This window comes from Fusobacterium sp. IOR10, assembly GCF_010367435.1.
GTDB lineage: Bacteria > Fusobacteriota > Fusobacteriia > Fusobacteriales > Fusobacteriaceae > Fusobacterium_B.
This window is the reverse complement of record NZ_WJWY01000039.1, coordinates 1-13,502: the sequence shown is the minus strand read 5'-3', so window position 1 is coordinate 13,502 and position 13,502 is coordinate 1. Positions and strand designations below refer to the sequence as shown.

Annotated in this window: 12 protein-coding genes; 10 read left to right on the top strand and 2 right to left on the bottom strand. The window is 26.7% G+C overall.

Going from position 1 to position 13,502, the window contains the following annotated elements:
* The coding region (locus GIL12_RS09055; RefSeq protein ID WP_163469728.1) for an IS3 family transposase at positions 1-87 on the top strand (87 nt) is incomplete at its 5' end.
* A gap of 66 nt (positions 88-153) precedes the next feature.
* Here GIL12_RS09055 and GIL12_RS09050 read toward each other — a convergent pair.
* Positions 154-1,545: a tryptophanase gene (locus GIL12_RS09050; RefSeq protein WP_163470158.1), complete on the bottom strand. Its 1,392-nt coding sequence runs from the start codon at positions 1,543-1,545 to the stop codon at positions 154-156.
* 291 nt (positions 1,546-1,836) lie between these two features.
* Between GIL12_RS09050 and GIL12_RS09045 the strand changes: the two genes are divergently transcribed.
* The 5 genes from GIL12_RS09045 (at position 1,837) to GIL12_RS09025 (ending at position 6,154) form a co-directional block, all read left to right on the top strand.
* On the top strand, positions 1,837-2,529 hold the full coding sequence (locus GIL12_RS09045; protein ID WP_163470157.1) for a transcriptional regulator: 693 nt from the start codon (positions 1,837-1,839) through the stop codon (positions 2,527-2,529).
* Between the two features lie 320 nt (positions 2,530-2,849).
* Positions 2,850-3,512, top strand: coding sequence for a helix-turn-helix domain-containing protein (locus tag GIL12_RS09040; protein WP_370456716.1), 663 nt, complete (start codon positions 2,850-2,852; stop codon positions 3,510-3,512).
* Positions 3,513-3,619: 107 nt separating this feature from the next.
* Positions 3,620-5,146, top strand: a complete 1,527-nt coding sequence (locus GIL12_RS09035) for a sodium-dependent transporter (protein ID WP_163470155.1) — start codon at positions 3,620-3,622, stop codon at positions 5,144-5,146.
* A 5-nt stretch (positions 5,147-5,151) separates the two neighbouring features.
* Positions 5,152-5,253 (top strand): MetS family NSS transporter small subunit, encoded by a 102-nt coding sequence (locus GIL12_RS09030; protein WP_163470154.1) that lies wholly within the window; start codon positions 5,152-5,154, stop codon positions 5,251-5,253.
* A gap of 148 nt (positions 5,254-5,401) precedes the next feature.
* The gene (locus GIL12_RS09025; protein ID WP_239056088.1) at positions 5,402-6,154 is read left to right on the top strand and encodes a DUF368 domain-containing protein; all 753 of its coding nucleotides are present in this window, start codon (positions 5,402-5,404) and stop codon (positions 6,152-6,154) included.
* Between the two features lie 69 nt (positions 6,155-6,223).
* Here the strand turns inward: GIL12_RS09025 and rpsT are convergent, their stop codons facing one another.
* On the bottom strand, positions 6,224-6,484 hold the full coding sequence (gene rpsT, locus GIL12_RS09020) for a 30S ribosomal protein S20 (protein WP_163470153.1): 261 nt from the start codon (positions 6,482-6,484) through the stop codon (positions 6,224-6,226).
* A 211-nt stretch (positions 6,485-6,695) separates the two neighbouring features.
* Here rpsT and GIL12_RS09015 point away from each other — a divergent pair, with 211 nt between their 5' ends.
* From GIL12_RS09015 to GIL12_RS09000, 4 genes are read left to right on the top strand one after another with little or no spacing between them, the layout of a single operon-like run.
* Positions 6,696-9,185: an ATP-dependent DNA helicase gene (locus GIL12_RS09015; RefSeq protein WP_163470152.1), complete on the top strand. Its 2,490-nt coding sequence runs from the start codon at positions 6,696-6,698 to the stop codon at positions 9,183-9,185.
* Positions 9,186-9,203: 18 nt separating this feature from the next.
* Entirely contained in the window at positions 9,204-11,279 is a 2,076-nt protein-coding gene (locus tag GIL12_RS09010) for an HD family phosphohydrolase (protein WP_163470151.1), read from the top strand.
* Positions 11,280-11,327: 48 nt separating this feature from the next.
* Positions 11,328-11,768: an rRNA maturation RNase YbeY gene (gene ybeY / locus GIL12_RS09005; RefSeq protein ID WP_163470159.1), complete on the top strand. Its 441-nt coding sequence runs from the start codon at positions 11,328-11,330 to the stop codon at positions 11,766-11,768.
* Between the two features lie 13 nt (positions 11,769-11,781).
* Complete coding sequence (locus GIL12_RS09000) at positions 11,782-13,299, top strand: hypothetical protein (protein ID WP_163470150.1); 1,518 nt, start codon at positions 11,782-11,784, stop codon at positions 13,297-13,299.
* The last annotated feature ends 203 nt before the right edge of the window (positions 13,300-13,502 follow it).

Sequence of the window (13,502 nt, the reverse complement as noted above, 5' to 3'; positions counted from 1 at the left end):
TATATTGATTATTATAATAATCAGAGAATTAAAATAAAATTAAAAGGATTAACTCCTGCAGAATACAGGAATCAATCCTTAAATTAAATATTAAATTTCATGTCCAAGAAAATGGGTTCACTACAAAAGGAGCCTTTTTTATTATATATAATTTTATTTTTCTATTGGTTCAAGAGAGGCTTGGAAATGACGAAGAATAGGTGGTTCCCAAGTTATTTTATATCCTCTTTTTATTTTGTCAGCTCTATCTCTAACTGCAATAATAGCATCTGCCATTATGTCAAAATGAGATTGAGTATAAACTCTTCTTGGAATTGCAAGACGAGTGAATTCAAAATCAGCATGTAATTGTTTACCTGTGTCAGGATCATTTCCTAGCATATAAGATCCTATGTCACAACTTCTAATTCCAGCTTCAATATAAAGTTCAATAGCTAAAACTTGTCCAGGAAATTCATTGTAAGGAATTTGAGGGAACATAGCTTTTGCATCTATAAATGGACCATGTCCTCCAATTGGAGCTTGATAAGCTATTCCAGCATCATCTAATCTAGAAGCTAAGTATTCCATTTGTCCATTTCTATATTTCAAATAATCTTCATCTAATCCTTCATAAAGACCAATTGCAAGAGCCTCTAAGTCTCTTCCTGATAAACCTCCATAAGTGAAGAATCCTTCAAAAGAAATACAAGCAGCTTTTATTTTTAAAATTAAAGGACTATTACCGTCTTTAACTCCTATAAGTCCACCCATATTAACTATAGTATCTTTTTTTGCAGACATAGTAAACATATCAGCATAAGAGAAAACTTCCTGTACTATTTCTTTTATTGATTTATCTTGATATCCTTCCTCATCTCTTTTTATAAAGTAAGCATTTTCAGCATATCTAGCAGCATCAATATCAAATATAATGTTATATTTTTTACAAATTTCAGATGTTTTTTTAATATTTTCCATTGAAACAGGTTGTCCACCAGCAGAGTTATTTGTAATAGTCATAACTACTATTCCTATGTTTTCAGGACCTTTTTCTAAAATAATTTTTTCTAATTTTTCTATATCCATGTTTCCTTTAAATTTACAACGTTTAAAAGGATGCTTTGCAGCTTCTATAACACAATCTATAGGACGTGCACCTGATAAAATAACATGAGCACGGGTAGTATCAAAGAACATATTGGAAATAGCAAATTTTCCTTCAGATAATACTAATGGAAATAAAACTTTTTCTGCTGCTCTACCTTGGTGAACAGGTTGAATATATCCATAATGAAAAATGTCTTTTCCAGCTTCTAATAATTTATAATAACTTGAAGCTCCTGCATAAGCCTCGTCTCCACGCATAATACCAGCCCATTGTTTATCACTCATTGCATTTGTTCCAGAGTCAGTTAATAAATCAATGTAGACGTCTGCTCCTCGAAGATTAAATAAGTTATAATTAGCTTCTTTAATCTTTTTAATTCTTTCTTCTCTAGTTAACATCTTAATAGTTTCTACCATTTTAATTCTAAATGGTTCAGGTATGTATTTTACTGCCATATTACAAAACACCTCCAAAATTATATAAATTTTTTCTGTGCCCCGGTTATCAAAAATGACTAGCGGTCAGCTAATAAAATTTTAAAATAAATATAAATAATTTATCTTCATAAAAATAGTTTATCACTGGAATAAAAAAATGTCAACAAATTAATTTAAAAGTTTTATATAAGAGGTTTATGTTTTTAAATGGTACTTAGTTAGAGGGGGTTTACAGGGGGATTTCCAGGTTCTTGTAAAATAAGTGTCGATGTGATAAAATATTATCACGGTGAAAAAAGGAGGGGGATTATGATTAAAGCAGGATTATATCCGTATTTAGGACTAATAGAATTTTTAGCTCATACATTGGGACCAGATTATGAAATAGTTTTATATGATTTTTCTTATGAAGATAGTTCTATAATATCAATAGCCAATGGGCATATAAGCGGTAGAAAAATAGGTGCACCTTTGAATAAAAAATCTTTAGAGGCTATATCTAAAGGGGTTTACAGAAGCAAAAATTATATATCTGATTATATTTCTTTATCAAAAGAAGGGAAGATGCTAAGATCAAATATATATTTTATAAAAAATTCAGAAAATACATTATTAGGTCTTTTATGTATAAATTTTGATGATAGTAGATATCAACTTATAGTTGAAGATATTTTAGGTCTATGTCATCCTAATAATTTTGCAAAGGAAAAACACACATATACTGATAAACTAAAATCAAAAAAAATTAATCAAGATGAAATTGAAAATTTTTATAGTTCAATGGAAGATACTGTTGATGAAATATTAAAATTGATTATAGATGACTTGGGAGTACCTGTTGAAAGGTTAACTCTTGAAGAAAAAATGGATATAGTTGAAAAAATGAATGATAAAGGTGTTTTCATATTAAGGGGAGCAGTGAAATATGTGGCAGAGAAATTAAGATGTTCCCAAGCTAGTATTTATAGATATTTGAAAAGAGTGAAAGAAAGCACTAAATAAATTAATCGTTTTATGCTTTAAAACAGAACTATTCATTTAATATATGTGCAATGATTTCAAATGAAATAGTGATGAAAAATTAAATTTATAAGTAAGTACTTTAAAAAAAAGATTTAAGAACTAAAAATAAAGAAAGGCCATTTTATTAAATAATTAAAAAATACTTACAAAAGTCCTAAAAATAGGGACAAAAAACATTTAAATATATATTATATATTTGTTTTGTATTAAAAAAAGGATATAATAAGTATTATAAAGCGGAAAATTTTCTCGTTATAAAATAATTTGAGAAAAAAATCTCGCTGTTTGAATGAGGGGGGATTTTCATAGAAAAGAAAGATATTTTAAAACATTATAAATTCATGGTTGAATTTATAGGAAATTCATTGGGAAGAGATGTGGAAGTCACTTTATACGAATTTTCAAAAAATGGAAAAGGAAAATTAACAGCTAAAAGTTCAAATTGTAATTGTGAATTAGGGAGCAGTATTCCTAATATATATTTGAATATTTTTGAAAATTATAAGACTACAGAAAAAAAATCGATTAATAAAATTCCAGGGAAGGATAAAAATGGTAATCTGTGTAGAGTGTCAACTTATTTTATAAGGGATGAATCAAATAATGAAATAATAGGATTACTAAATATAAAAATAGATATTTCAGATATAGTATCAGCAGCAAATTATTTAAACGAAACTTTAAAGAGTATTACAGGGGGACCTGAAAGAAATTTAACCAAGGAATACGAAGAGGAAAATTTTAAAAATACTGTTGAAGAATACTCTGAAAAGATGATAAATAAACTTTTTAGTGAAATAAAAAAACCAAACGATGCTTTAAAAACATCAGAAAAAATAAAAATAATAAAAGAACTAAATGAAAAGGGTGTTTTTAATTTGAAGGGAAATATAGGAGAGTTAGCAAAAAGATTTAACACATCAGAAAAAACAATATATAGGTATTTGAAATCAGAAGATTAACTACATACATTTAAAAGGGATACTGTCTAAAATATATGAGGGCGAGCTTATATTTTGAAATAAATTTTTTAGGTTATTTAAGTAATAAGAATATCTAGGAGGTTGGTATGGCAGAACAAAGAGAAGTATGGGGAAGTAGAAGAGGATTCATATTTGCAGCAGTTGGTGCAGCTATTGGGCTAGGGAATTTGTGGAGGTTTCCATTTCAAGCTTATAGAAATGGTGGAGGAGCTTTCTTCTTACCATATATAGTGGCTTTGTTTACTTGTGGTATTCCTTTGATGATATTAGAATATACTTATGGGAGGAAAGTTAGAGGGGGATCAACTAAAGCTTTTAAATTATTAGGTAAAAAATATGAATGGATAGGATGGCTTCAAGTAATGGTTCCAATTATAGTAATGATGTTTTACAGTACTATAATATCCATATCAGTTATATTTATGGTCTGGTCATTGGCTCATGCCTTTGGAATAGTAAATTGGATGTCGGATCCTGGAAAATTAATGGGATTAATTGTTGGTGGAGGAACAGGACCCTTTGATTTTGCAGCTGGGATTAGTAAATACCTATTAGGTTTTGTTATTGTTGTTTGGGTTGGGAACTGGATAATTGTAAAAAATGGAATTTCCCAAGGTATAGAGAAAGCTTCTAAAATATTTACACCTTTATTAATGGTTATGATGATAGCTTTTATGATTAATTCAGTTAGATTACCAGGAGCAATTTTAGGATTAAATGAATTATTTACTCCAGATTTCACTAAGATTTTAAATCCTAATATATGGGTAGCAGCCTATGCCCAAGTATTTTTTTCAACAACCTTAGCAGTTGGTGTTATGATAGCTTATGGATCTTATTTGGGAGATGATTGGGATATTGTTAATAATTCATTTATAACAGTATTTTCAAATGCTTCTTTTGATATAATAGCAGGAATTACAGTTTTTTCAACTTTAGGATATTTAGTTAATACCATGGGAGTTGATTTTAACTCCTTTGGTTCAGGTGCTGGTGTAGCTTTTATAGCTTTCCCAATTGCAGTATCTACTATTACAACTAATGTTTTTCTTCAAGGTATAATAGGATTTTTATTTTTCTTTTGTTTATTTATAGCAGGGCTTTCTTCAAGTATATCAATGCTAGAAGCTTTTACAACAGCAACTTTAGATAAATTTAATATTAAAAGAGAAAAAATAGTGGGATTAGTTTCAATAATAGGATTTTTAGGAAGTGCTTGTTTTGCAACCTATGCAGGATTTAATTTTATATTAGATATAGTTGATGCCCATGTTGGACAATATGTAATAGCTACCTTGGGATTGACTGAGTCTATTTTGATAAGTTATGTATATGGTATTGAAAAAATAAGATTAGAAGCTAACGAATATTCAGATTTTAAAATTGGTAGGATATTTAATTTCCTATTAAAATATTTAACACCAGGAGTGCTTGGTATAACTGTTATAAGTAATCTTGTTAGTGGAATAAAAAAATTAATAGATTTAAATGGAACAGACAAACCTGCATTTATGGGACAAATAGTTTTTGGATGGGGAACGATTCTTTTAATGATTATATTTGCAACTATATTCTATAATAAAAAATGGAAAAAATCTGAAGAGGAGGATTAGATATTATGAATAAATTAGCTTTAGTAATGATGATATTTGGATGTACAGCTGTTTGGGGTGGATTAATAGTAACTTTATTAATTGCTGTAAAAAAAGGTAAATTATAAAGGATAAAATTAAAATATAATAAAAAATAAATAAAAAACAGTTATATTATTCTATTTACTAAAATAATATAGCTGTTTTTATTTAATTTTCCAAATTTTAATAAAAGTATGCTAGAATATAAAAATATTAGTATTACTTGGAGGAAAAATGAAAATGAACAGCTTTATTATAAATATATTTAAAGGAATGGGTATTGGAGTGGCCAATGTTATACCTGGAGTTTCAGGGGGAACAATGGCAATAGTTTTTGGGATTTACGATAAACTAATAGAGTCATTGGCAAATTTTGTAACAGCACCAGTGAAAAAGAAAATAGAATATATAGTATTTATTGCTCCAATAATTATAGGTGCAGTTATTGGAATTTTAAGTTTTGCAAAAATAGTGGGATATTTATATGAAAATTATCCATTATACACAAAGTTAATTTTTGTTGTATTGGTTTTGCCCTCTATTCCTGTTGTTGTTAAAGGGGAACGAATAAAAGAGGTGAAAAATATAATTTATTTTTGTTTGGGAATGATTTTTGTACTAACTTTTTTCATGATAGTCCATAAGTTCAGTGCTGGAAACTCAGATTTTCAAATAAGAAAAACCTTTGATACTGCCTATGGAATAAAATTATTATTCTGTGGATCCCTTGCAGGGGGGGCGATGATTGTTCCAGGTATTTCAGGGTCTCTTTTACTGTTAGCTTTAGGTGAACACCAAAATGTAATTTATTATATAAGCAACTTAGATTTTTTACCCTTAGGTTATTTTGGAGTTGGAGTAATTTTAGGGATAGGTGTATTTACAAAGTTTATAAATTATTTTTTAAAAAAATATAGAAGTTTAACTTTGTTTTTTATACTAGGGATAGTGGTGGCATCTTTAATAGAAATGTTAATGAATATTTAAATATATTGTAAAGAAAAAACCCAGAAGAAATTTTCTTCTGGGTCTAGCTTATTAATTATTTGAATCTAATTATAAAGCGTTAACTCTAGCAGATAGTCTAGCTTTTTTTCTAGAAATAGTATTTTTCTTGAAAACACCTTTAGAAACTGCTTTGTCAAATTCTTTATAAGCAGCAGATAAAACTTGTAAAGCTACTTCTTTGTTACCATCTTCAACAGAAGCTAATACCTTTTTAGTTGTAGTTTTTACCTTTGTTTTTACTGCTTGATTTCTAACTCTGTTTCTTTCATTTAAAATTACTCTCTTTTTAGCTGATTTATTGTTTGCCAAATCAAAACCTCCTAATATTAATAAAAAATTTATTTGTTCCTAAACGTAAAATAGGTGATAATCTAAAAAGAGACACACATATTTAAAACAATGGACCGAGAACATTATATCATAAAGTTTAGTAATATCATAGGAAAATAAAAAAAAGTTTATGTTTTTTAAGAAAAAAAATATGATATAATCTATAGTATAAAATATGGAGAGGAAAGTCATGAAGATAGAAGATATGATAGATGCAAAGTCTATAAAAAAAATGAAGGAAGAGATTATAAACTCTGGAAATAATGAAGTTTTTTTTAGAGGGATTTTAAATGAAGATAGAATAGTTTCTGAAGTTATTTCCTTAGCTAGAGGAAATAAATATAGTGTTCCAGCTTTTTTAAAAAGAATGAAGAGAAATGAAGTTATAATACATAATCATCCTTCAGGATATCTATATCCTTCAGATTCTGATATTGAAGTAGCAAATGTTTTTGGAAATAAAAAAGACGGTGGTTTTTATATTATAAATAATGAAGTTAACAACATTTATGTTGTTATGGAATCATTTTCAAAGGAAAATAAAAAAATAGATGTTCTCCCTTATTTTGAAGAAAAGGGATTAATAGCTCAAAATTTTAAAGATTTTGAATTTAGACAAGAACAAAATAATATGGTAAAACATATTCAAGAGGGTTTAAATAAAGAGGAAAAAATTATTGTTGAAGCAGGAACAGGAACAGGGAAAACTTTAGCTTATTTAATACCTAGTATAGAATGGGCTCTTGAAAATGAAAAAAAAGTTGTTATAAGTACCAACACAATTAATTTACAAGAACAACTAATGAATAAAGATATACCAATGGTTCGTAAAATTATGGGTAAAAAATTTAATTATGTTTTAGTTAAAGGTAGAGGAAACTATTTATGCAACAGGAAATATTATAATGTTTCTAGTGGAAATGTTATAAAGGCAGGAAGTTTATCAGATGAACAAAAAATTCAAATTAAAGAATTAATAAATTGGGGAAGAGCAACAGAAACAGGGGATAAATCAGAACTGAATTTTGAACCAAGTTACGATATTTGGGAGTATTTTAAAAGCGAAAGTGACACTTGCTATAATGGTTGTCCTCACAGGGAAGAATGTTTCTTTTTTAAAGCAAGGGATGAGAAAAAAAATGCAGATATTTTAATAGCAAATCATCATATCTTTTTTTCTGATTTAGCAATAAAGAAAGAAATAGGTTTTAATAGTGATTTCTCAATATTGCCAGAATATGGTTTAGTTGTATTTGATGAAGCTCATAATATTGAAAAAGTAGCAAGGGATTATTTTTCATATGAAGTTTCAAAATATAGTTTTGTAAAATCCATGAATAAAATTTACAATTCTAAAAAAGAAAGAGATAATTCGTCTAAAGAAAAGTTATTAGAAGAAAGTGAAACTAATTATAAATTAAATGGGCACATAAGTATTTTATATAAATATTTAAATAAAATAGATTTAGATAATAAATCAAAGGTTCAAAAAATAATAAGTGAGAAACTAATAGATGAACATAAAAATTTATTTTTAGCTGGAAATAATTTTTTTAAAAGAGTTATAGAAATATTTTCAAAGGGTCAAAATGGAAGTTTATCAGTTAGAATAAAAAAAGGGGAGATTATAGAGTCAACTTTTTTAAAAATGCTAGAAAAAGAAAAAGAAGATTTTATTTTGGAATTTGAAAGTTACCTAAATACAATAAAACGAGTACTATCTTTAATTTCTGAAGCAGAGGATAAAGAAGGAAAAATAAATGAATTTATAAACTATACAAATAAATTAGAATCATTTTTAAGTAACTTTAAGTTTATCAATACTTTTGAAGATGATAAATTTATATATTGGATTGAGGTAAATGAGAAAAAAAATAATTCTAAATTAGTGGCCACTCCTTTAAAAATAGATAGTGAACTTTCTGAAAACTTATATGAAAACTTAAAACAAATTATTTTTACTTCTGCAACTATTGCAGTTATGAATAATTTTAAATATTTTAAAAATTCAATAGGTTTAGAAGAGAAAACTTACGACAAAATTATAGAGTCACCATTTGACTATGATAAACAGATGAAAGTATATATTCCAGAGGATATTTCTGCACCAAACGACAGGAATTTTTTAGAGGATGTTCAAAGGTTTCTAGAAAAATTAATAATAAAAAGTAAAGGAAGAACATTTGTTTTATTTACATCGTATAAGGCGTTAAATTATGTTTATTATTCAATTAGAAAGGAACTTGAAGCAAATGGAATAAACTTATTTATTCAAGGGATGTACCCTAGAACAAAACTAGTTGAGTTATATAAAAAAAGTAAATTTCCAGTTTTACTTGGAACAGATTCTTTTTGGGAAGGAGTGGATGTAAAGGGAGATAAATTAAGTTCAGTTGTAATAGTAAAATTACCTTTTAAAGTACCAAACGATCCTATTACAGAAGCCATCATTGAAAAATATGAAGAACAAGGGAAAAATTCATTTTTAGAGTATCAGATTCCAGAATCAGTTATAAAATTTAAGCAAGGAATTGGAAGGCTAATAAGAAGTAAAGAAGATAGAGGGGTTATTACAATCTTAGATAATAGAATCGTAACAAAAAGATATGGGAAATATTTTATAAAAAGTATCCCAACTAAGAATATAATAAGAAAAAGTATAGAAGAAATTATAGGATAGATTTTTTTGGAGGAACTTATGAAAAAGTTTAGATTTTTCGGACTTAAATTAATATTAAAATTAGAAAAAGAAAACAAAGATGATGTTGAAATTTATTCAGAAGGTTATAACTTAAAAGAAAAGATAATGTACTTAATGTTAGCCATGTCTTTTATTATTTTAACAGCTAAAATAATGCCACTTTTAAGTAGAAATCATTATAAGGAAGGCAATATTTTAAAGGAAAACATTTATTCGCCCAAAACATTTAAATATAATGATATAAATAAAAGAAAGGCAATAGTTCAAGAGCTGATATTAACCTCTAAAAAAGAATACATTAGTGTTCCAGAAGTTGAAGAAAATAACATAAAAGGATTGGAAAATTTTTATGATCAAATTCTAGATTTGAAAAGAGGTAAAAAATTAGATTTTAATTACAAATATATAGAAGATATTATTGGAAAAGATATAAATAAGAATATTATTCTAGATATTTCAAAATTAAAACTTTCAGAAATAATAAAGCAAAAAACAAAACTCTTGAATATGGTAAAATTCATCTATACTAAAGGGGTCAGAAAAGAAGGACAAGTAATTAGTTTAGGTAGCGAAACTGAAGAAAAGATATCTCAATTAAATGATTTGGAAACAAAAATTTTAAAATCATTTATAGTACCAAACTTAATTTATGACAAGGAAAAAACAGAAAATGGAATAAAAGAAAAAACATCAATGATAGGGGAGCAAATAACAGAAATATCTGCAGGAAGTTTAATTGCTAAAAAAGGGGAAGTTTTAACAGAAAGAAAATTAGATATTTTAAGTGCAGCGGGAGTTTACTCATATGGGGAAAGCTTGTTAAGATTTGTTGCAAATATAGTTTATTTATTAACTATATCAGTTGGTGCCTATAATCTATTGTATGGTAGCTATAAAAAAGAATTGTTAAATAAAAAGATATATAAGTCTATATTTTTCATAACTGTTGTAATGTTTTTAGTGTATAGATTTATTGATATAAAATATTTATATTTATTACCCTTTGAAATGGTATTTTTTTTGTTAGATGTATTAGTAAATTCTAACTTTGCCTTTATGATGGGAATGATATACTTAGCTTATATAATGCCTTTAACAGGTTACAATGTTTTTTATTTTATAATTTCTTTATTATCAATGGTTTTTGGAGTGAGACTATTTAAGAATATAAAAACAAGATCTCAGCTTATAAGCATAGGAGTTCAGTTATCAATTGTTAAATTTATTTTTTACATAATAATTGCTTATTTTTCAAAGGTTGCTGGTTTTGAAATTTTATTTAATAGTGGTTTAATAATAATTTCAGGAATAATGTCTGGGATGTTAAGTATATCAATTGTTCCATATTTTGAAAGAACTTTTAATATTTTAACAACCTTTAAACTTTTGGAATTGGGGGACCTTTCCCAACCTTTACTAAGAGATCTTTCAGTTAAGGCTCCAGGAACTTTTTATCACTCTATGATGGTTGCTACTATTTCAGAAAATGCAGCTGCAGAAATAGGTGCAGATAGTATTTTCACAAGGGTGGCAAGTTATTATCACGATATTGGGAAATTAAAGAGACCAAAATTTTTTGTTGAGAATCAAGAGGGTGGAGAAAATTTACATAAGGGATTAACCCCTTCCCTAAGTGCTTTAATAATACTTTCTCACACTAAGGAAGGTGTAGAATTGGGGAAAGCCTATATGATTCCTAAAGAAATAAGGGACATAATGTATGAACATCAGGGAACAACATTACTAACTTATTTTTATAATAAAGCTAAACAGGATAGTTTAAATATAAGAGAAGAAGATTTTAGATATTCAGGTCCTAAACCTAGAACAAAAGAATCTGCTATAATAATGCTTGCTGATTCAGTTGAAGCAGCTGTACGTAGTTTGGATAAAAAAACATATACAACAATAGAAGAAATGATAAGAAAAGTAATTTCAGGAAAGATAGAAGACGGACAATTATCAGATGCAGATTTAACTTTTAAAGAAATAGAAATAATAATAAAAGTGTTTACAAAGACATTGATAGGGATACATCATGTTAGAATAAAATATCCAGGTCAAAAAAAATAGAAAAAGAAATTTTTAGGAGGAAAAGTGTTAGTTAATTTAGATTTAGTGATGAATATAGAAGGTTATGAAGAGGAAATATCCTATGATAGTGTTGAACAATATGTTAAGGAATTATTAAATAGAGAATATGTAAGTGAAAGGGAAGTTTATATATCTATTTTATTAACAGGGAACGAAGAAATACAAGGAATAAATAAAGAATATAGAGGAAAAGATTCTCCCACAGATGTAATATCCTTTGCTTATCATGACAATGATGAAGGTGTAAGTGGTATTTATGATAGTTTAGGAGATATGGTAATTTCCTTAGAAAGAGTGGAAGAACAAAGAAAGGATTATGGACATTCATTTAAAAGAGAGTTTTACTATGTGCTAACACATGGACTATTACATTTATTAGGTTATGATCATATTCAAGAAGATGATAAAAAAATAATGAGAAAGAAAGAAGAGGAAATTTTATCTAAATATGGATATGTGAGGGATTAAAAAAGGAGAAATTATGCATACTTCAAGAGAATTTTTATTTTTAGGGATTTTATCTTATTTTAATTTTCCAAAGGATTCTATAGGTAAAAATGTAGGGGAAGTATTAATTGGAATGAATTTAAAGGAACTTTCAACTAATGATAATCTTTTGAAAAATGATGTTTGTCTTAATGGAGAAAAGTTTTTTTTAAAAGAAATGAAAGATTGGAAAATTTATAAAATAGAAAATAAAACTGGGAAAAGTCTTAAGGGAACAAAATCAGGATTTTATGCAGTTGTATTTAAGAAAAAAAATGAATATGTAATTTCTTACAGGGGGAGTGAAACTTCTCCCTTGGAAGAAGCTTATAGGGATTTTGTAGAAACAGATTTAATGATAGGATTGGGAAAAAGACCTCTTCAGTTTATTGAAGGGGTTGAAGTTTTTGAAGATTTAATAGAAAAAGAAAAAATAAAATTGGAACAAATTTCATTAACAGGACATTCTCTAGGTGGTGGAATTGCTCAATTTGTTTCCCTTACTGCCTACAAAAAATATATGAAGATTCCTTTGACACGTACTTGGAATTCCATTGGTATAAGAAGAGATGGAATTATTAATATAGACGATTTTTTTGATTATGAAAAAATACTAGAAAAATGTGGATTAACTGAGGATGAAAAAATTATTTTCAAAGATTTTGAAGAAAGTTATAAGAATTTTATAATAAAAGAATTAAAGAAAAATAAAATAATAAAGGACAGAAGAACCCTATTAGTTGATAAAAATTATAATTTTAATTTTTTAATGACTCAAGATTTTATTGATTCAATATCAAAGCAGACTAATTTGAAAGATATACTAAAAAAATTGCCATTTCAAAGAAGAAAAGATTTGTTCTTAAAAGAAAATTTTATAAATGAACTTTTCCAAATAGAAAATTTAGTTGGGAAAATATATAATGGAATAAAATTTCAAGAATTAATTGATAAAAATGAGATATTTCAAGATAAAATAGTTAACTTTTGCCATTCTAAAGATTTGGTTAGTTTTCTCTTTCCTCACATTGGGACCACTTATCAAGTTGATCTAGATTTTTTGAAAAAAGATACAGTAAAAGTTAAGAGATTTTTAAGAAATTTAAATATCTTTAGTAAATCTATACAAGACTATCATTTTGAAGATGTTTTCATACCTCTTTTAGATGAAAAGGGAATGTTTTCAAAGGAAGTTTCTGTTGATTACATGGCTAGTTCCATTAGAAAAATAATATATAAAGAAATAAATTTTGATAGAGAATTTTTATGGAATTACTATTCAAAGAAATCAATAAAAAAAGAAAATTATTTAAAGATAAAAGAAAAAATAGCATTTGGACTAAAAAAAACAAAGGAAGACATTTTATATAAAGAAAAAATTTTAATTCAATTGGAAATAATGGATTATAAGAAATTCAATGATTTATGGGAAAAAATAATAAAAAAAATAGTTAGTCCTTATATGAACCAAGATATATATGACTTAATTGTATTTAGAAAAAATTATATTTAAAAACTTTATTTTAAAGACGAGCATTGCTATGCTTGGGATAGATTAAGACAAAGTTTGTTTTAAATTAATAATCAACAAAATAAAAATAAAAAACAGTTGACATAAATTGCTGAAAGTGGTATTATACTTCTTGTCCGCAAGAGATGCGAACGAAGGACATTAACAATAGAATAGAGAAATTTAACAAGATAAGCAAGCAAACC

Coding starts and splice junctions, on each gene's coding strand:
- GIL12_RS09050 (WP_163470158.1), bottom strand. CDS start 1,545: ATGGCAGTAAAATACATACCTGAACCATTTAGAATTAAAATGGTAGAA.
- GIL12_RS09045 (WP_163470157.1), top strand. CDS start 1,837: ATGATTAAAGCAGGATTATATCCGTATTTAGGACTAATAGAATTTTTA.
- GIL12_RS09035 (WP_163470155.1), top strand. CDS start 3,620: ATGGCAGAACAAAGAGAAGTATGGGGAAGTAGAAGAGGATTCATATTT.
- GIL12_RS09030 (WP_163470154.1), top strand. CDS start 5,152: ATGAATAAATTAGCTTTAGTAATGATGATATTTGGATGTACAGCTGTT.
- GIL12_RS09025 (WP_239056088.1), top strand. CDS start 5,402: ATGAAAATGAACAGCTTTATTATAAATATATTTAAAGGAATGGGTATT.
- GIL12_RS09015 (WP_163470152.1), top strand. CDS start 6,696: ATGAAGATAGAAGATATGATAGATGCAAAGTCTATAAAAAAAATGAAG.
- GIL12_RS09010 (WP_163470151.1), top strand. CDS start 9,204: ATGAAAAAGTTTAGATTTTTCGGACTTAAATTAATATTAAAATTAGAA.
- ybeY (WP_163470159.1), top strand. CDS start 11,328: ATGAATATAGAAGGTTATGAAGAGGAAATATCCTATGATAGTGTTGAA.
- GIL12_RS09000 (WP_163470150.1), top strand. CDS start 11,782: ATGCATACTTCAAGAGAATTTTTATTTTTAGGGATTTTATCTTATTTT.